Genomic DNA, 23,170 nt, shown 5'->3' with positions numbered 1-23,170 from the left:
GAATTCTGACGTTTATGGGCAAGATAGCTTTTGTATTTCCGGGACAGGGAGCCCAGTCCGTCGGCATGGGGAAGGATGCTTATGACGCTCATGAAGGAGCGAAGCGCGTCTTTGACGAGGCCGACAAGGCACTGGGATACTCCTTATCCTCTCTCATATTCGAGGGGCCCGAGGATGAACTGAAAATCACGTATCATACACAACCCGCTCTGCTTACCGCGAGTGTGGCTTATCTGGAAGTGTTCCGTCAAAAAGGCATCGTGCCGGACTTTACGGCCGGTCACAGCCTGGGCGAATATTCCGCACTGGTAGCCTCGGGCGTGCTCGGCTTCGAGGATGCCGTGCGCACCGTGCGTGCACGCGGCGAGTTTATGGAGCAGGCCGTGCCGGACGGGCTCGGCGCAATGGCTGCCGTATTGGGAGCCGAGCGCGGGGCGCTGGACGAGCTTTGCCGCTCCGTCAGCGGAGAGATCGGCGCAGTCGAGCTGGCCAACATCAACTGCCCGGGCCAGATCGTCGTTTCCGGCACCCGTGAAGGCGTGCAGGCGGTCGTGGACCGCGCCAAAGAAATCGGCGCGAAACGGGCGATTCCGCTCGAAGTGAGCGGACCGTTCCACTCCTCGCTGATGAAACCGGCGTCGGAGAAGCTGGCGGACGTGCTTGCGGGCCTCAGCCTGCAGGAAGCTGCCGTGCCCGTCGTGGCCAACGTTACGGCGCGTCCGGTTACTTCGCCGGATGAGATCCGCGATCTTCTAGTCCGCCAGGTATATTCTCCGGTGCTGTGGGAGGACACTGTCGCGTGGCTAATCGAGCAGGGAGTGGACACCTTCGTCGAGATCGGCTCGGGGACCGTGCTCGCCGGTCTGATCAAGAAAGTCAGCCGGAGCGTGAAAATCGTTTCCGTCAACAGCCTGGAAACGGCGCTGCAGGCGGAGGTTTAAGCGTCACACAATCCAATATGTAGTCGGGAGGACACAAGCCATGCTGAGTGGTAAAGCGGCGCTCGTTACCGGAGCTTCCCGCGGAATCGGCCGTGCCATTGCCCTGGAACTTGCCGCAAGCGGCGCCGATGTGGCGGTCAACTATGCGGGCAGCGAGCAAGCTGCGGAAGAAGTCGTTAAAGAGATCGAGGCGATGGGAAGACGCGCGGTCAAGCTGCGCGGCGATGTAAGTAAATCCCAGGAAGCCGAAGATCTTGTCAAGCAGACGATTGAAGCCTTGGGCAGTCTGGACATACTGGTGAATAATGCCGGAATTACCCGGGATAATCTCATTATGCGGATGAAAGAGGAAGACTTTGACATCGTCATCGCGACCAATCTCAAAGGCGTTTTCAACTGCACCAAAGCGGCGACCCGCCCCATGATGAAACAGCGTTCGGGCCGCATTATCAATATCTCGTCCGTGGTGGGCGTGCTCGGCAATCCCGGGCAGGCCAATTACGTGGCGGCGAAAGCGGGCGTCATCGGTCTGACGAAGGCGTCCGCCAAGGAGCTTGCATCCCGCGGAATTACCGTCAATGCGGTAGCGCCGGGCTTTATCTCCACCGATATGACCGACAAGCTGCCGGAAGAGCAGAAGGCGTCCCTTCTGCAGCAGATTCCGCTCGGCAAGCTCGGCAAGCCGGAAGATATCGCGAAAATCGTCCGTTTCCTCGCTTCGGACGAAGGTTCCTACATGACCGGCCAGACGCTTCACGTCGACGGCGGCATGTACATGTAAGACGCCCTACGGGGTCCGTGCCGCAGTCGGCGGTTGTCCCGCTTAGACAAGTATGGCATTTTGATTCGTATTCTCGTATAATACCAAGGAGGAGGTGAGCCGGATGTCCGACGTACTAGATCGCGTAAAGAAAATTATCATCGACCGTTTAGGGGTAGAAGAATCTGAAGTTACCCTTGAAGCGTCTTTCAAAGAAGATTTAGGTGCTGATTCTCTCGATGTTGTAGAATTGGTTATGGAACTTGAAGATGAATTTGATCTGGAGATTTCCGACGAAGATGCTGAGAAGATTACGACTGTGGGAGAAGTAGTGAATTACATAAAATCTCATACGTAAAAATCTTTGGAGTCCCGTTCTAAAAAGAGTCCCGTTCTCATAAAGGCGGGACTTCTCCTCATTTTCTGAACGTAGAAAAAGCGAGAGAAAACACCCTTAATTCAGAGGTGGTACACGTGAATAGAGTCGTTATTACAGGACTTGGAGTTATGAGCTCCCTGGGTCAAGAAGTGGATACTTTCTGGGGCAATCTGCTTGCGGGCAAATCCGGTATCAGCGCTATCGAAAGCTTCGACGTAAGCGAGTATCCGACGCGCATCGCCGCATCCGTTAAAGATTTCAACCCCGAAGATTATATAGATAAACGTGAAGCAAGAAGAATGGACCGCTTCGTGCAGTTCGCGGTTGCGGCCAGCATCAATGCCTTGAAGAGCTCCGGCTTGAACATACAGGAAGATACGGATCCCGAACGGGTCGGCGTTTATGTCGGTTCCGGAATCGGCGGCCTGTCGACTTGGGAAGAACAGCATAAGATTCTGCTTGAAAAAGGACCGAAGCGGGTCAGCCCGTTCTTCATTCCGATGATGATCGCGAATATGGCTTCAGGCCAAATCTCGATGATTACCGGAGCGAAGGGTCCGAACAGCACGGCGGTTACCGCTTGTGCGACCGGAACGCACTCCATCGGAGATTCGTTCAAACTTATTCAGCGCGGAGACGCCGATGTGATGATTTGCGGCGGAGCCGAGGCGACTATCAGCCCGACGGGCGTTGCCGGCTTCTGCGCGCTGCGTGCGATGTCCACCCGCAACGACGAGCCTGAGAAGGCGAGCCGTCCTTTCGACACGGGCCGTGACGGTTTCGTGATGGGCGAGGGTGCGGGCGTCCTCGTGCTTGAGTCGCTCGAACACGCACAGAAGCGCGGTGCCCACATCTATGCCGAAGTTATCGGCTACGGTATGAGCGGAGACGCGCATCACATGACGGAGCCCGATCCGGACGGAGCGGCCCGCTGCATGGTCAAAGCGATCAAGGATGCAGGCATCGCGCCGGAAGACATCGACTACATCAACGCGCACGGTACGAGCACGCCGGTCGGGGACAAGTCCGAAACAACGGCCATCAAGAAAGCGCTGGGTGAGCATGCTTACAAAGTCGCTGTCAGCTCGACGAAATCCATGACCGGCCATCTTCTGGGCGCGGCCGGAGGCGTTGAAGCCGTTATTTGCGGGCTCACGCTCGAAAACGGTATCATTCCGCCGACGGTTAACCTGGACGACCAGGATCCCGAATGTGATCTGGATTACGTGCCGAACGTTCCGCGCAAGAGTGACGTTCAAGTGGCCATGTCCAACTCCTTCGGATTCGGCGGACATAACGCAACGATTATTTTGAAAAAATATCAAGCCTAACAACCGGCCGGTGGTGAGAACATGAACCGAGACGTCAATCAGCTTCTAGCCGACATGGAGATCCGTTTTCAAGACCTCGATTTGCTTAGGCAGGCTTTTACGCACTCTTCCTATGTGAATGAACACCGGATGGCGAATTACCAGGACAATGAACGTCTTGAATTTCTGGGTGATGCCGTTTTGGAACTTACGGTGTCGGAATACTTGTACTTCAAGTATCCGCATCGCACCGAGGGAGAGCTGACGAAGCTGCGGGCATCCATCGTATGTGAGCCCTCGCTGGTCAATTTTGCGGAGAAGCTCAATTTCGGGAGTTACGTACAGCTCGGCAAAGGCGAAGAAATGACGGGAGGCCGTTCGCGTCCCGCGCTTCTTGCCGATGTTTTCGAATCTTTTATCGGAGCGTTGTACCTGGACCAGGGGCTTGAAGCGGTTAAGCTCTTTTTGCAGCAGCATGTGTTTCCCTATGTATCTGCGGAGGGAAAGCTGCTTGTGATCGATTACAAGACGCAGCTGCAGGAGCATACCCAGCACCACAATATGGGGGCGCTCGAATACCGTATCGTGGAAGAGCGGGGTCCGGCTCACGAGAGAGAGTTTGTGGCTGAAGTGTATATGGATTCCAAACAGCTCGGCAAGGGAGCGGGACGTTCCAAGAAAGAAGCGGAGCAGCAGGCGGCTTCCCAGGCATTGACGAAGCTGAATGTACCCATGGAACGATAGAAGCGCAGCAAAAAAGGCCGGTGCGGAGGAGTACCGTTACCAAGCGCCGCCTTATAAAGCAGAGAAGGAGCAGCCACGCAGACTGCTCTTTTCTTTTGCGTTCTGTTTTGAACGCGGGATATGGTACAATAGAGGCTGGACCGGTGCCGGTCCGTGCTCTTTTACAGGGGACAAATTCTCCCGGTTTGAAAGAACAAACCGCCGAGAGACCGGACACCGGACAGGCTGGCGGAACGGCTGGTAAAGCGGGCGGCTTCGGGCGCCTTAAACTTACCGTATGCGCAGGCAGCCGGGAACGCTGCGAATACGGCCCGTAATTGCCGTAAGCGGTATTTTGGCGAAAAGGCGGGCATCGTATACAATATTTTTGTTTCGCGAAGTTTAACCGCTCGTTAGAAAGAAAAACTTTTCTTTTCTTGCGAAAAGATCCAGCAATGCTTACAAAGTTCGGCAGTTCTTACGAAATAACTTTGCGGTCGCAAAGTTCAGCAACGCCTATGAAGTAATTTTTCTTACGAAAAGTTAAGTAACACTTACGAAGTAACTTTGCTGTCCAAAGTTTAGCAGTCCTTACGAAGTAACTTTTCTTACGAAAAGTTTTGAGGTGAAAAGAATCTATGTTTTTGAAGCGGATTGAATTATCCGGATTTAAGTCGTTCGCGGACCGCACGGAGCTGGAATTCGTCAAAGGAATCACGGCCGTAGTCGGACCGAACGGCAGCGGGAAGAGCAACATTTCAGACGGTATCCGCTGGGTGCTCGGAGAAACAAGCGCGAAGAGCTTGCGCGGCGGCAAGATGGAAGATGTTATTTTTGCCGGCAGCGACGCGCGCAGAGCCGTCAATTACGGCGAAGTGTCGCTCACGCTCGACAATACGTCCCAGTCGCTGCCTCTCGATTACAATGAGGTGACGGTCAGCCGGCGTGTACACCGGAGCGGTGACAGCGAGTATTTTATAAACAAGCAGTCCTGCAGGCTGAAAGACATTACCGAGCTGTTTATGGATACGGGGATCGGCAAAGAGGCCTACTCCATTATCGGCCAAGGCCGGATCGAAGAAATTTTAAGCAATAAATCGGAAGAGCGCCGTAGTATTTTTGAGGAAGCGTCCGGGATCGTCAAATATAAATCGCGCAAGAAGGAATCGGAGAAGAAGCTTCAGGAAACCGAGCAGAACCTTCTGCGTATTCACGACCTCGTCACGGAGCTGGAGGATCAGATCAACCCGCTGCGTGAGCAGGCCGAGAAAGCGATCCGCTACAAAGAGCTGAAGGAAGAACTTAAGCACAGCGAAATTGCGGTGTACGTTCACCAGATCGATCAAATCTATGTCTCCTGGTCGGAGACAAACGAGAAGCTCACCGCTTTAAAAGAGGAGCGGCTCAGCCTATCCACGTTTGTCAGCCAGCACGATGCCCAACTGGAGAAACACCGCTGGGAAACGAAACGGCTGGAGGAAGAATTGGAGAAGCTCCAGGAAACCCTGCTGCAAATTTCCGAGGATTTCGAAAAATGCGAAGGCCACGGCGAAGTGCTCAAAGAACGGAAGAAAAATTTCGCTTCCAATGAGCAGCAGCTGGAACAGACCATCCTTTTTCAGGAAACGAGATTTGCGGAGAAAGAAGCGGAGCTGGCCGGGCATCGCGAGAAAATCGTACATATCGGCGCGCAGTTGTTCGAATATCAAGCCAAGCTGTCCGAAGAGGAAAACCGCCTTCAAGGGGTAAGCGGCGGGCTGAATTCCGGCGTGGAGGACCAACTGAAGTCCGAGCTTCTCGATAAAATGAATGCGATGGCGCAGTGCCGCAACGAAATCCGCTATGCGGAGCAGCAGCTCGAATCTCTGGGACGGCGGCTTCAAAAGCTGGAAGAAGAAGGACAGAAAAGGACCGCTCTGCAGTCCGATATCGCCGCCCGCAAGAAACAGCTCGAAACAAAACTGGAGCAGACCCGTAAAGAAGTCGAGAAGATCCGCTCCGCCTATTTGGATTTGAGTGAAAGCCTCAAGAAGAAGCAGACTCTGCTGGAGGAATCGTCCGGTATGCTGCGCAAATGGGAGCAGCGGATCGACGCGCTCACATCCAGACGCGACACGATGAAGGAAATGCAGAATGACTACGACGGCTTTATGCACGGCGTTAAGGAAGTGCTGAAAGCCAAGAACCGTCCCGACGGGCTTAAAGGGATTCACGGGGCCGTGGCGGAGCTTGTCAGCGTGCCGGCGGAAATCGAGCTGGCCGTGGAAACGGCTCTCGGCGGCGCCTTGCAGAACATCGTCGTGGCGACGGAAGGATACGGCCGCGAAGCGATTGCTTTCCTGAAGCGCCGCCAGATGGGACGCGCGACGTTCCTCCCCATGGATGTCATCCGGGGGCGTTCGATCGGTGATAGCGAACGCGGTGCGCTGATGTCTTCGAAGGGGTTCGTCGGCATCGGGGTTGACTTGATTAAATTCGATACTCAGTATCACAATATTTTTTCCAGTCTGCTGGGTACGGTTATTATCGCGGAGACGCTGGAAGATGCGAACCGCATTGCCGCCAAAGCGAACTACCGGTACCGTGTCGTTACGCTTGAAGGAGATATCGTGAACCCGGGCGGTTCCATGACAGGCGGGAGTCTTCAGAAAAAAAGCTCCAACCTGCTCGGCCGCCAGCGGCAGATCGAGGAGCTTGACGGCGAAATTACGGCTGCGGAGACGCAGCTTCAACAGCTCAAGACAAGGGCTTCCCAGGCCCGCAAAGAGATCGTCGAAGACAACGCGAATCTGGAAGAACTGCGGGGGCGCGGCGAGCAGAAGCGGATCGAAGAACAGCAGATCCGGGCGGATCTGGCTCCGCTTGAAGCGGAAGTGCGCCGCATGCAGGAGCAGCTGACACTGGAACGCGACGACCGTTCGACGCTGCTTGAGGAACGCGGCCAGCAGGAGCGCAGCATCGAGGAGAACCGCCGTCAGCTCGAAGAGCTGCAGCAGGAGGAGGAAGCGCTCCAGCAGGCTATCCGGGACGCCGAGTCTTCACGCAAAGCGAATGAATCGGCGAAGGAGGAGCTGCAGAACCAGCTGACGGACCTCAAGGTTCGCGTCGCTTCCGCTTCGCAGGAGAAGCAGTCGCTGCAGGATCAGCAGCGGAGGCTCCAGCAGGATCTCGCGGAAGCGAAGCAGGAGCTGGAGATGAACCGACGCCAGCTGTGGCAGCTCCGTGCGGAGATGGAGTTCCATGCGGAAGAAAGCGTCAAGCAGGTGGAACTGCTCAATACGCTGAAACTCCGCAAGCAGAAATGCACGGAAGACATCGAGTTCAAGCGTTCCGAACGCGCGGGATGGATGGACAAGCTTCAGCAGGCCGAGAACGAGACACGCGAACAGCGTACGCAGCTCAAACTGGTCGAGGAACAGTGCCTGCAGCATGAGGTGCGCGTGAACCGGCTGGACGTAGAGCTGGAGAACCTGCTCAAAAAGCTGGGCGAAGAGTACGAAATGAGCTACGAGCTCGCCAAAGAACGCTACCCGGTGCCCGAAGATATCACGGGTGCGCAGAACAAGGTGCGCGATCTGAAGCGTTCCATCTCTTCGCTGGGCGATGTCAATCTGGGCGCGATAGAGGAATACGCCCGCGTGTCGGAACGTTATGATTTCCTGTCCGTCCAGAAGGACGATCTGGTGGAGGCGAAAACGACGCTCTATACCGTGATCCGGGAAATGGACCAGGAAATGTCGAAACGCTTCAAGACGACTTTCGATGCGATACGTTCCCACTTCGTCGTCGTTTTCGTGAAGCTGTTCGGCGGAGGCCGGGCGGATCTGATTTTGTCCGATCCCGAAAATCTGCTGGAGACGGGCATCGAGATCGTAGCCCAGCCTCCGGGGAAAAAACTGCAGAACCTGCAGACTGCTCTCCGGCGGAGAAAGAGCGCTCACGGCGCTTGCGCTGCTGTTCTCGATTCTGCGCGTCAAGCCCGTTCCGTTCTGTGTGCTGGACGAAGTCGAGGCAGCGCTGGACGAAGCGAACGTCACCCGTTTTGCCGAGTATTTGCGCGAATTCTCCGAAACGACCCAGTTTATCGTGGTCACGCACCGCAAGGGAACGATGGAGGAAGCGGACGTGCTGTACGGGGTCACGATGGAAGAAGGCGGCGTTTCCAAGCTCGTGTCCGTCAGGCTTGAGGACGAAGAAGCGATGATTTCCGCCTCTTGACGAGAAACGATCGTTCCGGGAAACATATCGTCCGCTGGGAAAATGATTTCACGGACGGTAATCCGGTTATATAAACGTGTATTTCAATCAGCCACCTTTAACAGGCTCTTCAAGAGCCATTTCAGAAAGCGAGGAACAGCTTCAGATGAGTTTTTTTAAACGGTTAAAAGAGAGCATTTCGAGCAAAACCGAGGCGGTAACGAATAAATTCAAGGAAGGCCTCACCAAAACGCGCGATGTCTTCGTGGACCGTGTGGACGATCTGTTCAGCCGCCGCAAAAAAATCGACGAGGAGTTTTACGAGGAACTGGAAGAAATCCTCATCGGCGCCGACGTCGGCGTAAGCACGGTCATGGAGCTGATCGAGCAGCTGCGCGGCGAAGTGCGCAAACGCAGAATCGAAGATCCCAACGACCTTCAGCCGGTTTTGTCCGAGAAACTGACGGAGCTCCTGAAGGGCAGCGAGGACAGCAGCATGAAGCTGGCTCCGGGCGGACTGAGCATCATTTTGTTCGTCGGCGTCAACGGCGTGGGCAAAACGACCACAATCGGCAAAATGGCGCACATGTACAAATCGCAGGGTAAAAAAGTGATTCTCGCCGCAGGCGATACGTTCCGTGCCGGTGCCATCGAGCAGCTCGAAACGTGGGGCCAGCGTGTCGGCGTGGACGTCATCAAGCAGCAGGCGGGTTCCGATCCGGCGGCCGTCATGTATGACGCCGTGCAGGCCGCCAAGAACCGCGGAGCGGACATACTGCTTTGCGATACGGCGGGACGTCTGCAGAACAAAGTGAATCTGATGGAAGAACTCAACAAGATTTACCGGGTTATCCGAAGGGAAGTCCCCGACGCTCCGCATGAAGTGCTGCTCGTGCTGGACGCTACGACAGGCCAGAATGCCCTCCAGCAGGCCAAAATGTTCGGCGACAAAACCGGTCTGAGCGGCCTCGTATTAACGAAGCTGGACGGTACGGCAAAAGGCGGCATCGTGGTTGCCATCCGCCAGGAGCTGAACATTCCCGTGAAATTCGTGGGACTGGGCGAGAAAATGGACGATTTGCAGCCGTTTGATTCGGAGCAGTTCGTCCACGCGCTGTTCGGGAAGTGGATCGCCGAGGAAAAAGCGGAAGCGTAAACGGGCTTTCGGTGTGCGGCAGATCCGCGTAAGCAGCAGTGCGGCTTCACTTGTACGGTTTGTATGTGTGAGCCTCCGGAAGACCGTATTCCGCGGGGGTGTGAATTTTTTCTGCTGACAAGGTGCAGGGCTTGACATCCCCTCCGGCATCCTATAATATAAGGACTGTTGCTGGTGTAAAGTGCATAACCTTGACGGAGGCGGGCCTTATGACGGAAGATCGCATTCTGGAGAAAACGAACCGAATTAATCTTCTGTTTGATTTCTACGAGCCCATGCTGACGGACAAACAGCAGGCTGTGCTTAAACTGTACTTTCACGACGATTACTCCCTCGGGGAAATCGCCGAGCAATACAAGATCAGCCGTCAGGCTGTTTACGAACATGTGAAACGCGCGGAGCAGATGCTCGAGGATTACGAGAGCAAACTTCTGCTGCTGGCAAAACACGAACGCCGCTTGAAGCTGCTGAGCGAGGCGGAGGAGATGCTTCTCCGGTCGCCGGGCGATCTTGCGGACCGGGCGGCAGACTATATGCGCCGGATCGTTCATACGGAATAGAACGAATAACTCTGCCGAGGCAGAAACCCATACATGTACGAAGATGCAAGTTAAGAGCAATTGAATCAGGCAGGAAGGAGGCGGTTTAGATGGCATTCGAAGGATTAACCGGCAGGCTGCAGGGCGTGTTCGACAAGCTCCGTGGCAAAGGCAAACTGACGGAAGAAGATGTGGGCGAGGCGCTTCGCGAAGTGCGTCTGGCTCTTCTGGAAGCCGACGTTAACTTTAAAGTCGTCAAAGACTTCATCGCCAAGGTGAAAGAACGCGCGGTCGGACAAGACGTGATGAAGAGTTTCACTCCGGGCATGGTTGTCATCGACATTGTAAACAAAGAGCTCACCGAACTTATGGGCGGAACGCACACGAAGCTCGCCAAAGCGAACAAACCGCCTACCGTTATTATGATGGTCGGTTTGCAGGGTGCGGGTAAAACGACGACGTCGGGCAAGCTGGCCAAAATGCTGCAGAAGCAGAACCATAAGCCGCTGCTGGTCGCCGGCGATATTTACCGGCCCGCTGCGATCAAGCAGCTTCAGGTGCTGGGCGAACAACTGAAGGTTCCCGTATTTTCGATGGGAGATCAGGTGAGTCCCGTCGAAATCGCGAAGAACGGACTTCAGTTCGCCAAAGACAACAACAACGACTACGTGATCGTCGATACGGCCGGCCGGCTGCACATTGACGAAGCGCTCATGGATGAGCTGAAAAACGTGCGCGAAGCGGTAGGCCCGCACGAAACTCTGCTGGTCGTCGACGCGATGACGGGGCAGGATGCCGTCAACGTGGCCGAGAGCTTCCATAAGCAGCTGGAGCTGACGGGGGTCGTTCTGACCAAGCTCGACGGCGATACGCGCGGCGGTGCCGCACTATCGGTTAAAGCCGTTACCGGCTGTCCGATCAAATTCGCCGCAATGGGCGAGAAAATGGACGCGCTGGAGCCTTTCTATCCGGAGCGGATGGCTTCGAGGATTCTCGGTATGGGCGATATGCTCACCTTGATCGAGAAGGCTCAGGCGGGCATCGATGCGGATAAAGCGAAGGAAATGGAACGCAAGATGCGCAATGCCGAGTTCACGTTCGATGATTTCCTCGAACAGATGGAGCAGGTGAAGAAGCTCGGTCCGCTGGACCAGCTGCTGGATATGCTGCCCGGAGCCGGCAAAATGAAAGGCATGAAAGACCTGAAAGTCGATGACAAGCAGATGGGCCGTGTCGAGGCTATCGTGAAATCGATGACGAAGGAAGAGAAGCGCAAGCCTGAAATCATTAATGCCAACCGGCGCAAACGTATTGCACTGGGAAGCGGCAATTCCGTTCAGGATGTCAACCGGCTGCTGAAGCAGTTTGAAGATATGCGCAAAATGATGAAGCAGTTCTCGGGCATGATGAATCCTAAGGCCATGAAGAACATGAAGAAGCTGGGCAAAGGTTTCAAGTTTCCGTTCGGTTAACGGCCGGCGGTTTCAATACAAGGCGTTTATTCTATGTGGGAGGTGATATTCATGGCAGTTCGTATTCGTTTGAAGCGTATGGGTGCTCACAAAGCTCCTTTTTATCGTGTAGTTGTTTCCGATTCCCGCTCTCCGCGTGACGGACGTTTTATCGAGGAGATCGGTTACTATAACCCGGTTGCTCAACCTGCAGTCGTTAAAATCGACGAGGAGAAAGCACTGAAATGGCTCCAAGACGGCGCGCAAGCGTCCGATACGGTTCGTTCCCTGTTCAGCAAAGCAGGTCTTATGACCAAGTTCCACGAGTCTAAGCTGAAAAAGTAATCCTACCCAGGCATTTCGGAGGTCTTTATGAAAGAGGTCATTACCGTTATCGCGAAGGCACTCGTGGATCATCCGGAAGACGTGCGTGTGAATGCGGTGGAAGGCGAGAACAGTGTCGTTTATGAACTGTCCGTACACCCGGGAGATGTCGGTAAAGTTATCGGCAAACAGGGGCGTATCGCCAAAGCTCTTCGCACAGTCGTCACGTCAGACTGCAGTCAAGGAAAACAAACGGGTTACCGTTGAAATTATGTCATAGAGGAAAAGGTTAGGATCATTCCTAACCTTTTTCTTGCATCTGAACACGAGAAACCGTTTCCTGCCGGAGGACGCATCCGGAGAAACAAAACCGGGCAGGCGAACGGAAACCGGTTTTGATCCTTTTTCGGCGTCCGGAGAATCGGAACAAGTATGGAAACGGGACAGAGGTGGAAAAATACGGATATGAGCGATAAATTATATACGGTCGGGACCATCGTCAACACACACGGTCTGCGGGGTGAAATGAAAGTCGTGCCGCATACGGACTTTGCCGAGCAGCGTTTTGCGGTCGGCAGCAAGCTTGTCGTCGAGGATGCCAAAGGTAAACTTACACCGGTGACGATTAAAAGCACACGGCTGCACAAAAACATGTACATCGTCCAGTTCAAGGAGTTTTCTCACATCAACGAGGTCGAACCTTTAAAAGGTTCCCTGCTTCGGGTAGAAGAGAAATACCTGGAAAGTCTGGATGAAGACGAGTACTATTATCACGAAATTATAGGCTGCAGAGTTCTGACTGAAGAAGGCGAAGAACTCGGCACGATTCAGGAAATCCTGACACCGGGAGCGAACCATGTGTGGGTAGTGGGAAGGCCGAACAAAAAGCAGCTGCTGCTCCCTGTAATTGACGACGTGGTGCTCGATGTGGATGTGGAAGAAAAGGTTGTAACGGTTCATCTACTGGAGGGGCTGCTCGATTTATGAACATAGACGTACTGACTTTGTTTCCTGCCATGTTTGAAGGCGTGTTTACATCAAGCATTCTGGGCAAAGCCCGGGAAAAAGGCATCGTAAATTTGTCTACCGTGAATTTCAGGGACTTTGCAGGCAACAAGCACAACACGGTGGATGACTATCCGTACGGCGGAGGAGGAGGAATGGTGCTTAAACCGGACCCGATCTTCGCGGCGGTGGAATCCCTGCTCGGTGTGCCTTCCGAAGGCCCGGAAACGGCCGGAGATCGGGTCCCGACAGGAGCTAAACCGCGCGTCATTCTCATGTGTCCCCAAGGCGAGACGTTTACCCAACAGAAAGCGGAAGAGCTGTCGCGGGAAGAGCATCTTATTTTTATTTGCGGACACTATGAAGGCTATGACGAGCGGATACGGGAACATCTCGTGACGGACGAGCTGTCTATCGGCGACTATGTACTTACGGGCGGAGAGCTTCCGGCCATGGTGGTGATCGACAGTGTCGTGCGTCTCCTCCCCGGCGTTCTGGGCAACGAACAGTCGGCGGTTACGGATTCTTTCAGTACGGGGCTCTTGGAGTATCCGCACTATACCCGTCCCGTTGAATTCAGGGGATGGACCGTACCGGATGTGCTCATTTCGGGCCATCATGCGAATATCACCGAATGGCGCCGGCTGCAGTCGCTTTACCGCACGTTCAAACGCCGTCCCGAACTGCTTGAGAATGCCGAACTGACGGACAAGGAGAAACGATGGCTGCGTGAAAGAAAGGCCGAGGAAGAGGGACGGCAGGACTAAAAATCGTCGGAAATCCGGTTTTTTTTGCAGCCGTCTCGAATCTTTTCTACCAAATAGAAAAATACGAACGATTTTGGTTGTTTTTCTGTTGAACGTATGATAGAATATCCAATGTTGTGTTGTTTGAATCGGGTGGTCCTCTACGCATACAAACGTGGTTTTGACAGCTAAGAGATGGCGGAATGAACACCTATTGTGGAAGGAGGGAATCTTAAATGAATCTCATTCAGGAAATTACGAAAGAACAATTGCGTTCTGATATCCCGAGCTTTCGTCCCGGCGATACTTTGAAAGTATTTGTAAAAGTAATCGAGGGAACCCGCGAGCGCGTTCAGCTGTTCGAAGGTGTCGTGATCAAGCGTCGCGGCGGCGGAATCAGCGAAACGTTTACAGTTCGTAAAATTTCTTACGGCGTTGGCGTGGAAAGAACACTTCCGCTTCATTCTCCGAAGATTGAAAAGATTGAAGTAGCTCGTCGTGGTAAAGTTCGTCGTGCGAAACTTTACTACCTGCGCGGTCTTCGCGGTAAAGCGGCTAGAATTAAAGAAATTCGATAATAAAGACCGAGGGGGCTTGTTTTCAAGTCCCCTTTTAGTTTCATAAAAGCTCATGTTCATTTGATCAGGAAATGGGGTTTGGATGATGGAGAGAAGAGAGCAGGAACTTTCGGCCGAAACCGAAAATGTGGCAGCTCCGGCGAAAAATCCCGTAAAAAAGGAAGCATGGGAATGGATTAAAGCCCTGCTTATCGCTGCCGTTCTTGTATTTTTGATTCGTTGGCTTCTGTTTGCCCCCTTCATCGTCGAAGGTCCCTCCATGGAACCGAACTTTCATACGGGTGAACGGTTAATCGTAAATAAGATCAAGTATAAATTCAGCGATCCTAAACGGGGCGAAGTCATCGTGCTTCATGCGCCGGAAGGCATCGATTATATCAAACGGGTCGTGGCTCTTCCGGGAGAAACGATCAAGGTGGACGGCGACAAAGTATACGTCAACGATAAGGTCATTGAAGAGCCTTACATAAAAGAAGCCATAGATAATGCGGTAAAAGAAGGGCATGCTTATAACAGGCGCAATTTCCCCGAAGCGGGCAGCGAGGGCACGACGGAGATTAAAGTGCCGGACAAGTCCGTGTTCGTTATGGGGGATAACCGCTCCAACAGTAAGGACAGCCGTTTCGCAGAAGTCGGGTTTGTTTCATACGATAAAATAGTAGGCCGTGCGGATCTGGTGTTCTGGCCCCTAAATAAAGCAGGTTTCGTGCACTTCTGATGAAGAAGTGCTCGTTTTGTATGCAGAGGTGATAGGATGACGATTCAATGGTTTCCCGGCCATATGACCCGGGCAAGAAGACAAATCGAAGACAAATTGAAGCTCATTGATGTGGCGATTGAGCTGCTCGACGCGCGGATTCCGATGTCCAGCCGCAATCCCATGGTCGATGATATTCTGAAGGGAAAGCCCCGGCTCGTTCTTCTGAACAAGTCGGATCTGGCGGACCCGGCGATTACGGCGGATTGGGTGAAGTATTTTATGGATCAGGGACTGAAGGCGCTGCCGATCGATGCCAACACGGGAACCGGTGTGAAAGAGATTTTGCCGCGCTGCAAAGAGCTCATGAGCGCCAAAATCGAAACCCAGATTCGCAAAGGCATCAATCCGCGGGCCATACGGGGACTCATTGTGGGAATTCCGAACGTAGGGAAATCCACTCTGATTAACCAGCTGGCAGGGCGGAAAATAGCGAATACCGGGGATAAGCCGGGCGTTACGAAAGGCCAGCAGTGGATTAAATTCGGAACGGATATGGACCTTCTGGATACACCGGGCATTTTGTGGCCGAAATTCGATGACCAGAACGTGGGCATGAAGCTGGCGGCTACGGGTGCGATCAAGGAAGAAATCCTGCATCTCGACGATATCGCTTTTCATACGATCCGTTACATGGCCGAATACTACGGAGAACGTCTTCAGGAACGTTATGGCATCAAGGAGCTTCCCGCGGACAGCGAGAATCCTAACGAGGTCATCGAGGTTATGGAGGCGATCGGGCGCAAGCGTGGAGCGATTATCAGCGGCGGGCGCGTTGATCTTGAAAAAACCTCCCTTCTGTTTTTGCGTGAGCTTCGTTCCGGCAAATTAGGGCGGGTTTCACTGGAAGTTCCGGAAGAGTATCTTTAAGACGTCTGAGTCTTTTAGAGCCATTAAGCGGTTAAACGTGCACAGCCCTCTTCGAAAACCGGGGAGGAGCGGTCGCACGTTTTTTGTTGTTTTCACGGGACAATATGTCGATTTTTCCGGTATAATGGAGAGCGGGAGGAGGTTGCACCATGCTTCATGAAGAAACGGGATTATGGGAAAAAGGCTACTCCCGGATTGCGGGAGTCGATGAAGTCGGACGAGGCTGTTTATTCGGAGATGTCGTTGCGGCCGCCGTTATTTTGCCACAAGGCTTACTATTGGATGGCGTGGACGATTCCAAAAAGCTTTCCGAGAAAAAACGCGAAGAATTGTATGATGTGATCATGGAAGAAGCGATTGCCGTAGGCATCGGTACGATAGATGTAACAACGATTGACGAAATCAATATTAAGCAAGCTTCCAGACTGGCGATGAAACGGGCGGTGGAGCAGCTGAGTCCTTCGTCCGATTATTTGCTGGTCGATGCGGAACAAGTGGATGTGGATATTACGCAGATGGCGATTATTCACGGCGATGCGACGAGCCAGTCGATCGCGGCCGCTTCGATTATCGCCAAAGTGACCCGGGACCGGATGTGCAAGGAATGGGATAAGCTTCACCCGGAATACGGCATTGCCAAGCACAAGGGATACGCGACCCGGCAGCACAGGGAAATGCTGATCGAATTCGGGCCGACCCCCCTGCACCGGAAGCTTTTTATCCGCAACGTGATGGTTATGCAGCAGGAGTTATTTTAATTGGGGTTCCGTCCGATATATACATAAAGAATGCAAAACGAAAGGCGGGTCGGCGTGAACATTAGCGGATTGATTCGTGGTTTGGCCGGCGGCATGCAGGCGGCGGAGCCCAAAACATTGGAGTTGAAGCCCGGACAGGTAGTCAAGGGTGTGGTTTTGCAGGTATACGATAATCAGGAAGCCCAAATGTCGATCGACGGCGTACAGGTGAGAGCCAAGCTGGAGACTCCCCTTGCGCCCGGGCAGACCGCATGGCTGCAGGTGCAGCCGGAAAGTACGGGCGGACAGGTTGTTCTTAAACCTGCGGCTGGACCGGTCGTGCCGGCTACACAGGAAGAGATCGGACAGATGCTGAAGCAGACGGGGTTAAAAGATACGGCCGTGAACCGCGAGCTGGTCCAGATGATGAAACAGCAGGGCATCCCGCTGACGAAGGAGGCGGCAGCGCCGCTGCAAGAGATCATGAGCCGCATCCCGGCTTCCGTGAAGCCCGAACAGTGGATACAGGCGGTCGGCGTGGCCGTCGGCAAAGGTCTTCCCTTAACCGCGGATACGGTAGGAGCCGTCCATCAGGCCTTATTCGGAAAGCCGTTCGGAGAAACGCTGCAAAATCTGGCGCAGACCTTAAGCGGACTGCTGCAAAACGGCGGTCTGGCCGAAGGAACGAACGGCGGCGGAGAAAAATTGCTCCGGCAGTTAGCCGATGTTTTGCGCACCATGCAGGATACGGCAGGCGGGGTAGGAGGAAAACCTGCCGGGACCGGGGCGGCAGCCGGAGCGGAAAGCGGAACCGGCAAGCCGGGACCGGCGGCGGTAACGTCTCCGGCTAATGGCGGTGCGGGAACTGCTGGAGAGGCGACAACACGCCAGCCGGCAGGAAGCCGTCCCGATGGCGGCAATACGCAGGCCGCCGGACAAGGCCGCCTTGTGCCGTCGGGAACATCCGGCTTGCCGCAGCCGGCGGCCGGAGCGCCCGCTGATGGCGTCAGGCTGACGCAACCATCAGCGGGCATGCAGGCTGACGCAGCCGCAGAGCTGCCGGGCACGGGCCGGACCGCGCCCGGGACGCAGCCGCAGCAGCCGGCCGCCGGCGGCATGCCCGCCGGGCAGACAGCGGCGCCGGCGGGCGGCGGCCCTGCAGCCGCGGCTCCGGGCGTGCCTGCGGGCGAGCCCGCAGAGCTGACGCCGGCCGCGGGACGCCCAGCGGCGGGCGCCCCGACGCCTGCGCCCGGTACGGCAGCCGCTGGCGGGGTTGCCGCTGGAGGCGCGCGGCCTGACGCGGCGGCGGTCCAGCCGCAGTCCGTGCAGCCGGCAGGTGCGCCGCGTGCGGCGGCCGATGCCCAGGCTGCGCAGGCAGCAGCCGCGAGCCGCGGAGGCGCGGCCGAGGCGGACGGCCCACGCGCTGCCGCTGCAGGCGAACAGCGCCCGGCGGCCGACGGCGGCTGGGTGCGCGAGCTGCTGCGGGCGGTGGGCGTCGACCACGAAAGCCGCCTCCTGAGGCAGCCGGGCAGCGCACCGCACGCAGGCGGGGCCCATATGGCCGCCGCTGGCGAAGGGCAGGCTGCGGCACTCAAGGCGGACGGCACCGAGACGCTCAAGAGCCTGCTGCTCCAGCTGACGGCGGCTGACGATCTCCCGGCTCCGATCCGGGAAACGGCCCAGCAGGCGCTGCAGCAGATTACGGGGCAGCAGCTGCTGCTCTCGCCGGACCGAAGCGGGGTGTTTACGCACGTGACGCTGTTTGTCCCGCTTCTCGGCGCGGACGGACAGCCTACGGCAGCCGTTCACATCCAATCCCGCAAAGGCAGACGCGGAGAGCTGGATGCGGAGAACTGCCGGCTTTTGTTTGATCTCCAAATGAAATCGATGGGCCACACGCTTGTGGACGTCGGTGTGATGAATAAAATGGTCAGTCTTCAAGTTTTTAATGACGATCCGGTTATCGGCGAGCTGCTAAATAGTTCCAAGGAAGAAATTGCAGCGGCCCTGGATAACTTGGGCTATCAGTTTCTATCTATGAAAACGGGGGAATATCCGAAGTCGCTTGGAAGTCTCTCCGGCGGGGACTCCGGTTCTCCGCTAAGTGTGGTTATGATGGATACTATCGTGCCGGGAGAAGCCTATCGGGGAGTGGATTTGCGCGTATGAATTTTTCTGCCAAGCAAGGCCGGTCTCCGTCAAACTCCGGTCCAGACAAGGAAGCGGCTGACGGAGAAAGTACGGGGGCGCAAGCGATCCGCAAAGCGGTTGCGCTGAAATACGCGCCCGGAGAGCAGAAAGCGCCTACGGTTATCGCGAAAGGGAAGGGCAAAGTCGCGGAAGCGATTGTCGAGAAGGCAAGGGAGAGCGGTGTTCCCGTACAGGAAGACGCTTCGCTTGTGGAAGTGCTCTCGAAACTGGAGCTCGATCAGGAGATACCCGGGGAGCTTTATCAGCTTGTAGCCGAGGTGCTTAGCTACATTTACCGGTCCGATAACCGAATGAAAGAAATGAGAGACCAGCAGCGGAAGGGGCTGTGACATGGCGTTTTCGCCTTTATCCCGTAAAGATCTGGGGCGGTACGGCGAGCAGAGGGCGGAAGAGTACTTAGCCGCTCAAGGTTACGGAATCGCAGCCCGTAATTGGCGCTGCCGCTCGGGTGAGATCGATCTGGTAGCCGAAGCGGGCGATCAGCTTGTGTTTATCGAAGTGCGTACGCGCAGGCTTACGGGACGGTTCGGTACGGCGAAGGAATCCGTGGACGCCCGCAAGCAGCTGAAAGTGCGCCAGATCGCGCAGGTGTACCTGCATGCGGTTAAACAATGCGACCGCAAGGTGCGGTTTGATGTGATCGCGGTCGAGCTGACTCCCGAGGGGGAGTTTATCCGTCTGGAGCACCTGGCGGGAGCATTTTGAATGAACGATTCGAGTTCACGGGTTTTGTCCGCCAGTCTCGGATCAGACCGGTAAAAGTCAGAAAAGGCGCCCGTCGCGTGGACGGATGCCTTTTTTTGTTTTTCTATATGTTAGGAAGATACGGGGTAGCGGACGAAAGACAGCATAACGGGGAACCGCCACCTATGCTTTTTAGCGATGGGGGAAGGAATAGGTCAGAATATAAAATATTCGTCATGTTTTAGAGCTTCCCGGTTAGAGGGAATATGATTTATCCAGATTTCTGTATTGGATCGCTTCGGCTATATGCCCGTAAGCGATGGCGTCGCTCTCTTCCAGATCGGCGATCGTCCGCGCGATTTTCAGAATCCGGTCGTGTGCCCGCGCGCTCAGGTGAAGCAGGTCAAACGTTTGCCGGAGGAGGTCTTCGGCCTCGGGAGGCAGCGCGCAGTATTTACGGAGCCATTTGCCGCCGAGCTCGGCGTTACGGCGTATGGGGCTGCCCTCGTAACGCCGCGTTTGTCTGCGGTGAGCGGCAAACACCTGCCGGCGCATATCATCCGAGGAAAGCGAAGGGCGCTTGTCGGTCATCGCGGTGTAATCCAGCCGGGGAACCTCCACATGAAGATCGATGCGATCCAGAAGCGGCCCCGAAATGCGCGCCCTGTACTGTCTGACTTTAAGCGGGGAGCAGATGCAGCTCTTGTTCGGCGGTTTCCGTGCCGTAGAACCCGCACGAGCAGGGATTCATCGATGCGGCAAGCAGAAAGCCGGACGGAAACGTGAAGGATGCGCGAGCCCGCCCTATGGTTACCTTCCGGTCTTCCAAAGGCTGACGCAGCACTTCCAGCACGCTCCGCGAAAACTCGGGAAGCTCATCGAGAAAAAGGACGCCTTGATGAGCCAGACTTACCTCTCCGGGCTTCGGTACGGACCCTCCGCCAATAAGACCGGCCGCCGAAACGGTATGATGCGGCGAGCGGTAGGGCCTCTGCCGCATAAACCGGTTGATGGCGCCCAGTTTTCCCGATACGCTGTATATTTTCGTCACCTCAAGCGCTTCCTCGTCGGACAGCGGCGGAAGTATGCCGGGAATCCGGCGGGCCAGCATCGTTTTGCCCGTGCCGGGAGGCCCGATAAATAACAGATTGTGCATGCCGGCCGCAGCGATCATAACAGCCCGCTTGGCATGATGCTGCCCGATCACATCGGCATAGTCGTCGGCGGCCGCCACGGTGCCGTTTATCTCAGCCTGAATACCCGGACGGGCGGGTAAAACTTCACCAGAAGCGGGTTCGCTTCCCGGCCGGGAAGCACAGTCTGCCGTGATACCGCGCTTGCCGGTGTTCCCCAGTTCGCTCAGACTGCTTATCCCCAGTACCTCTGTGCCGGATATCAGGCGGGCTTCGTCCACATTGGACAAAGGGAGCACGACCCGCCGGATTCCTCTCCGCCGAGCGGCATCGACCAGGGACAACACCCCCGGTACGGGGCGGAGTCCGCCGTCCAGCGCCAGCTCTCCGATCAGCAGACAATCGCCTATGCCGGGAAGCTCAATCTGTCCGCTGGTCAGCAGGATGCCGGTGGCAATGGCCAGATCGAAGGAGGCGCCTTCCTTTCTCAAATCGGCCGGGGCGAGGTTGACCGTAATGCGTTCCAGCGGAAACTGGAACCCGCAGTTTTTGATCGCGGAGCGTACACGGTCGATCGATTCTCTGACGGCGGTATCGGGAAGGCCGACGACGTTGATTTGGGGGAGTCCGTTCGCGATATCGGTCTCCACCTCGATGCAGATTCCGTCGATTCCGTGCAGACAGGCTCCGGTTACTTTGCCATACATGTAAAAACACCTTCTCCCTTCACAGTGGACAGGGTCAAAGGTGCTTCCTTATGATCCGTATCATTTCATTTGTGTTTATTCGGACATTATACCAAAAATACCCAAACATGAAAACAATCTTTTAGCCGCGGATAATTGGTCATACTAATGGCGAGGTGATTGATATGCAGGATAAACCGTATTTTTGCCCGAACTGCCGCTCCAACCGGATCAAATTCAGTCTGATGACCAGCTATTCGCAGCCATTTGTGAAAGACGCTCTGACGGGTGCCGTCACGGTGTCCAGCGAACCCAGCGAGATTGCCGAGAACGAACCGACGATTCAATGCCAGGTATGCAGCTTTGTCGGCAACGAAATGCGATTTGTCAAGCAGGCGGAGCGCCAGCCCCGCACCATGACCCCGACCAGCCCGACTTACGTATAGGCAAGGCAGTTGTATCCAAGCGCTTCCGGACCGTACGGGGATGGAAGTGCTTTTTTCATGAAGAGGGTGGAAGAAGAGTTAACGATTTCCTAAGCAATTAGAAAAAACGATTTCTTTTTTAAAAAGTGAGGAAACTGTCGACAAAAAGTGATACAATTATCGATGGCAAATGTTTGTCCGGGCCCAAAATGAGCCGGGCAGGATTTCCCCTGTCAAACGGCGAATACCCTACGTTGATTATGCGGATAGATTCGAAGCTTGAATGAGGTTTCGTGCATACAGGGAGAAACAATACGTTTAGGAGGATTTGCAAATGAATATCCATGAGTATCAAGGCAAAGAAGTCCTGAAGCAGTACGGCGTTGTCGTACCTCAGGGCAAAGTGGCGTTTTCCGTGGATGAAGCGGTCGAAGCAGCTAAAGAGCTGGGCACTCAGGTCGTAGTTGTCAAAGCGCAAATTCACGCAGGCGGCCGCGGTAAAGCGGGCGGCGTGAAAGTAGCTAAAAATCTGGACGAAGTCCGGACTTATGCGGAGCAAATCCTGGGCAAGGTGCTGGTTACTCACCAAACCGGTCCTGAAGGCAAGGAAGTTAAACGCCTGCTCATCGAGCAAGGCTGCGATATCAAGAAAGAGTACTACATAGGCGTAGTTGTCGACCGTGGAACGGGCCGCGTTACGATGATGGCTTCCGAAGAAGGCGGTATGGACATCGAGGAAGTGGCGGCTAACACTCCGGAGAAGATTTTCAAAGAAATCATCGATCCGGCCATCGGCCTGCAGGCTTTCCAAGCGCGTAAACTGGCATATGCCATTAAAATCCCTCAAGAACTCGTGAATAAAGCGGTTAAGTTCATGCTTGCCCTTTACACCGCGTTCGTGGAAAAAGATTGCTCCATTGCCGAGATCAATCCGCTCGTCGTAACCGGCGACGGCAACGTAATGGCGCTTGACGCGAAACTTAACTTCGATTCCAACGCATTGTTCCGTCACAAAGACATTCTGGAGCTGCGCGACCTCGAAGAAGAAGACGAGAAGGAAATCGAAGCTTCCAAATACGACCTCAGCTACATCGCCCTTGACGGCAATATCGGCTGTATGGTTAACGGTGCGGGACTTGCCATGGCTACGATGGATATCATCAAGCACTACGGCGGCGACCCGGCTAACTTCCTTGACGTAGGGGGCGGTGCTACGAAAGAGAAAGTTACCGAAGCGTTCAAAATCATCCTTTCCGACTCGAAAGTAAAAGGCATTTTCGTCAATATTTTCGGCGGAATCATGAGATGTGACATTATTGCCGAAGGCGTTGTGGCCGCAGCCAAGGAATTAGGTCTGGACCGTCCGCTCGTCGTACGTCTGGAAGGCACCAACGTGGATCTGGGCAAGAAAATCCTGAATGAATCCGGACTGAACATCGTTTCCGCGGATTCGATGGCTGACGGCGCACAGAAAATCGTCGCGCTCGTTAAGTAATTCCGGTCTATTGAGTACAAGCTTTCTTTTCTTCAAAAAATTCAGGGGATGTGAATAATTACC

General features: G+C 54.9%; 20 protein-coding genes and 3 pseudogenes. 22 read left to right on the top strand and 1 reads right to left on the bottom strand.

Annotated features, from left to right (window positions below):
• Window positions 1–14 precede the first annotated feature (14 nt).
• From fabD to ABC395_RS16735, 20 genes and pseudogenes are all read left to right on the top strand, one after another.
• A complete protein-coding gene (gene fabD / locus ABC395_RS16830) occupies window positions 15–941 on the top strand; it encodes an ACP S-malonyltransferase (protein ID WP_413004852.1) in 927 nt (308 codons plus the stop codon).
• A gap of 40 nt (window positions 942–981) precedes the next feature.
• Complete coding sequence (fabG, locus tag ABC395_RS16825) at window positions 982–1,722, top strand: 3-oxoacyl-[acyl-carrier-protein] reductase (RefSeq protein ID WP_103993776.1); 741 nt, start codon at window positions 982–984, stop codon at window positions 1,720–1,722.
• Between the two features lie 103 nt (window positions 1,723–1,825).
• Complete coding sequence (gene acpP / locus ABC395_RS16820; RefSeq protein ID WP_042232799.1) at window positions 1,826–2,059, top strand: acyl carrier protein; 234 nt, start codon at window positions 1,826–1,828, stop codon at window positions 2,057–2,059.
• Between the two features lie 116 nt (window positions 2,060–2,175).
• The gene (fabF, locus tag ABC395_RS16815; RefSeq protein ID WP_413004849.1) at window positions 2,176–3,411 is read left to right on the top strand and encodes a beta-ketoacyl-ACP synthase II; all 1,236 of its coding nucleotides are present in this window, start codon (window positions 2,176–2,178) and stop codon (window positions 3,409–3,411) included.
• A gap of 21 nt (window positions 3,412–3,432) precedes the next feature.
• A complete protein-coding gene (gene rnc, locus ABC395_RS16810; RefSeq protein ID WP_413004847.1) occupies window positions 3,433–4,134 on the top strand; it encodes a ribonuclease III in 702 nt (233 codons plus the stop codon).
• A gap of 617 nt (window positions 4,135–4,751) precedes the next feature.
• A pseudogene (smc, locus tag ABC395_RS16805) lies at window positions 4,752–8,331 on the top strand (chromosome segregation protein SMC).
• Between the two features lie 145 nt (window positions 8,332–8,476).
• Window positions 8,477–9,466: a signal recognition particle-docking protein FtsY gene (gene ftsY / locus ABC395_RS16800; RefSeq protein ID WP_103993779.1), complete on the top strand. Its 990-nt coding sequence runs from the start codon at window positions 8,477–8,479 to the stop codon at window positions 9,464–9,466.
• A gap of 209 nt (window positions 9,467–9,675) precedes the next feature.
• Window positions 9,676–10,026, top strand: coding sequence for a putative DNA-binding protein (locus tag ABC395_RS16795; RefSeq protein WP_413004845.1), 351 nt, complete (start codon window positions 9,676–9,678; stop codon window positions 10,024–10,026).
• Between the two features lie 89 nt (window positions 10,027–10,115).
• Window positions 10,116–11,477 (top strand): signal recognition particle protein, encoded by a 1,362-nt coding sequence (ffh, locus tag ABC395_RS16790; RefSeq protein ID WP_413004843.1) that lies wholly within the window; start codon window positions 10,116–10,118, stop codon window positions 11,475–11,477.
• A gap of 51 nt (window positions 11,478–11,528) precedes the next feature.
• Window positions 11,529–11,801 (top strand): 30S ribosomal protein S16, encoded by a 273-nt coding sequence (gene rpsP / locus ABC395_RS16785; protein ID WP_042232810.1) that lies wholly within the window; start codon window positions 11,529–11,531, stop codon window positions 11,799–11,801.
• A gap of 27 nt (window positions 11,802–11,828) precedes the next feature.
• A pseudogene (locus tag ABC395_RS16780) lies at window positions 11,829–12,060 on the top strand (KH domain-containing protein).
• 185 nt (window positions 12,061–12,245) lie between these two features.
• Window positions 12,246–12,767: a ribosome maturation factor RimM gene (gene rimM, locus ABC395_RS16775; RefSeq protein ID WP_413004841.1), complete on the top strand. Its 522-nt coding sequence runs from the start codon at window positions 12,246–12,248 to the stop codon at window positions 12,765–12,767.
• Window positions 12,764–13,552: a tRNA (guanosine(37)-N1)-methyltransferase TrmD gene (trmD, locus tag ABC395_RS16770; protein WP_413004839.1), complete on the top strand. Its 789-nt coding sequence runs from the start codon at window positions 12,764–12,766 to the stop codon at window positions 13,550–13,552. Before rimM ends, trmD begins: the two co-directional genes overlap by 4 nt.
• Before the next feature lie 215 nt (window positions 13,553–13,767).
• Window positions 13,768–14,109 (top strand): 50S ribosomal protein L19, encoded by a 342-nt coding sequence (rplS, locus tag ABC395_RS16765; protein WP_042232818.1) that lies wholly within the window; start codon window positions 13,768–13,770, stop codon window positions 14,107–14,109.
• An 82-nt stretch (window positions 14,110–14,191) separates the two neighbouring features.
• Window positions 14,192–14,827 carry a signal peptidase I gene (gene lepB, locus ABC395_RS16760; RefSeq protein WP_413004837.1) on the top strand — a complete coding sequence of 212 codons (636 nt, stop codon included), beginning with the start codon at window positions 14,192–14,194 and terminating at the stop codon, window positions 14,825–14,827.
• 36 nt (window positions 14,828–14,863) lie between these two features.
• Window positions 14,864–15,736, top strand: a complete 873-nt coding sequence (gene ylqF / locus ABC395_RS16755; RefSeq protein ID WP_413004835.1) for a ribosome biogenesis GTPase YlqF — start codon at window positions 14,864–14,866, stop codon at window positions 15,734–15,736.
• A 149-nt stretch (window positions 15,737–15,885) separates the two neighbouring features.
• On the top strand, window positions 15,886–16,494 hold the full coding sequence (locus ABC395_RS16750; protein ID WP_413004833.1) for a ribonuclease HII: 609 nt from the start codon (window positions 15,886–15,888) through the stop codon (window positions 16,492–16,494).
• Window positions 16,495–16,548: 54 nt separating this feature from the next.
• A complete protein-coding gene (locus ABC395_RS16745) occupies window positions 16,549–18,642 on the top strand; it encodes a hypothetical protein (RefSeq protein ID WP_413004831.1) in 2,094 nt (697 codons plus the stop codon).
• Window positions 18,639–19,013: an EscU/YscU/HrcU family type III secretion system export apparatus switch protein gene (locus ABC395_RS16740; RefSeq protein WP_413004830.1), complete on the top strand. Its 375-nt coding sequence runs from the start codon at window positions 18,639–18,641 to the stop codon at window positions 19,011–19,013. Before ABC395_RS16745 ends, ABC395_RS16740 begins: the two co-directional genes overlap by 4 nt.
• 1 nt (window position 19,014) lies before the next feature.
• On the top strand, window positions 19,015–19,389 hold the full coding sequence (locus ABC395_RS16735; protein WP_413004828.1) for a YraN family protein: 375 nt from the start codon (window positions 19,015–19,017) through the stop codon (window positions 19,387–19,389).
• A 234-nt stretch (window positions 19,390–19,623) separates the two neighbouring features.
• Here the strand turns inward: ABC395_RS16735 and ABC395_RS16730 are convergent.
• A pseudogene (locus tag ABC395_RS16730) lies at window positions 19,624–21,208 on the bottom strand (YifB family Mg chelatase-like AAA ATPase).
• Between the two features lie 164 nt (window positions 21,209–21,372).
• Between ABC395_RS16730 and ABC395_RS16725 the strand changes: the two are divergent.
• Together ABC395_RS16725 and sucC are read left to right on the top strand one after the other, a co-directional pair.
• Window positions 21,373–21,633, top strand: a complete 261-nt coding sequence (locus tag ABC395_RS16725; protein ID WP_413004827.1) for a hypothetical protein — start codon at window positions 21,373–21,375, stop codon at window positions 21,631–21,633.
• A 313-nt stretch (window positions 21,634–21,946) separates the two neighbouring features.
• Complete coding sequence (sucC, locus tag ABC395_RS16720) at window positions 21,947–23,107, top strand: ADP-forming succinate--CoA ligase subunit beta (protein WP_103993792.1); 1,161 nt, start codon at window positions 21,947–21,949, stop codon at window positions 23,105–23,107.
• The last annotated feature ends 63 nt before the right edge of the window (window positions 23,108–23,170 follow it).

This window comes from Paenibacillus canaveralius (genome assembly GCF_047238265.1).
Classification (GTDB): Bacteria; Bacillota; Bacilli; order Paenibacillales; family NBRC-103111; genus Paenibacillus_F.
This window is presented reverse-complemented; position numbering and strand designations above follow the sequence as displayed.

Excerpts from the sequence above, each read along its gene's own strand:
- fabD (WP_413004852.1), top strand. The coding sequence starts at position 15 with ATGGGCAAGATAGCTTTTGTATTTCCGGGACAGGGAGCCCAGTCCGTC.
- fabG (WP_103993776.1), top strand. The coding sequence starts at position 982 with ATGCTGAGTGGTAAAGCGGCGCTCGTTACCGGAGCTTCCCGCGGAATC.
- acpP (WP_042232799.1), top strand. The coding sequence starts at position 1,826 with ATGTCCGACGTACTAGATCGCGTAAAGAAAATTATCATCGACCGTTTA.
- rnc (WP_413004847.1), top strand. The coding sequence starts at position 3,433 with ATGAACCGAGACGTCAATCAGCTTCTAGCCGACATGGAGATCCGTTTT.
- ftsY (WP_103993779.1), top strand. The coding sequence starts at position 8,477 with ATGAGTTTTTTTAAACGGTTAAAAGAGAGCATTTCGAGCAAAACCGAG.
- ABC395_RS16795 (WP_413004845.1), top strand. The coding sequence starts at position 9,676 with ATGACGGAAGATCGCATTCTGGAGAAAACGAACCGAATTAATCTTCTG.
- ffh (WP_413004843.1), top strand. The coding sequence starts at position 10,116 with ATGGCATTCGAAGGATTAACCGGCAGGCTGCAGGGCGTGTTCGACAAG.
- rpsP (WP_042232810.1), top strand. The coding sequence starts at position 11,529 with ATGGCAGTTCGTATTCGTTTGAAGCGTATGGGTGCTCACAAAGCTCCT.
- rimM (WP_413004841.1), top strand. The coding sequence starts at position 12,246 with ATGAGCGATAAATTATATACGGTCGGGACCATCGTCAACACACACGGT.
- trmD (WP_413004839.1), top strand. The coding sequence starts at position 12,764 with ATGAACATAGACGTACTGACTTTGTTTCCTGCCATGTTTGAAGGCGTG.
- rplS (WP_042232818.1), top strand. The coding sequence starts at position 13,768 with ATGAATCTCATTCAGGAAATTACGAAAGAACAATTGCGTTCTGATATC.
- lepB (WP_413004837.1), top strand. The coding sequence starts at position 14,192 with ATGATGGAGAGAAGAGAGCAGGAACTTTCGGCCGAAACCGAAAATGTG.
- ylqF (WP_413004835.1), top strand. The coding sequence starts at position 14,864 with ATGACGATTCAATGGTTTCCCGGCCATATGACCCGGGCAAGAAGACAA.
- ABC395_RS16750 (WP_413004833.1), top strand. The coding sequence starts at position 15,886 with ATGCTTCATGAAGAAACGGGATTATGGGAAAAAGGCTACTCCCGGATT.
- ABC395_RS16740 (WP_413004830.1), top strand. The coding sequence starts at position 18,639 with ATGAATTTTTCTGCCAAGCAAGGCCGGTCTCCGTCAAACTCCGGTCCA.
- ABC395_RS16735 (WP_413004828.1), top strand. The coding sequence starts at position 19,015 with ATGGCGTTTTCGCCTTTATCCCGTAAAGATCTGGGGCGGTACGGCGAG.
- ABC395_RS16725 (WP_413004827.1), top strand. The coding sequence starts at position 21,373 with ATGCAGGATAAACCGTATTTTTGCCCGAACTGCCGCTCCAACCGGATC.
- sucC (WP_103993792.1), top strand. The coding sequence starts at position 21,947 with ATGAATATCCATGAGTATCAAGGCAAAGAAGTCCTGAAGCAGTACGGC.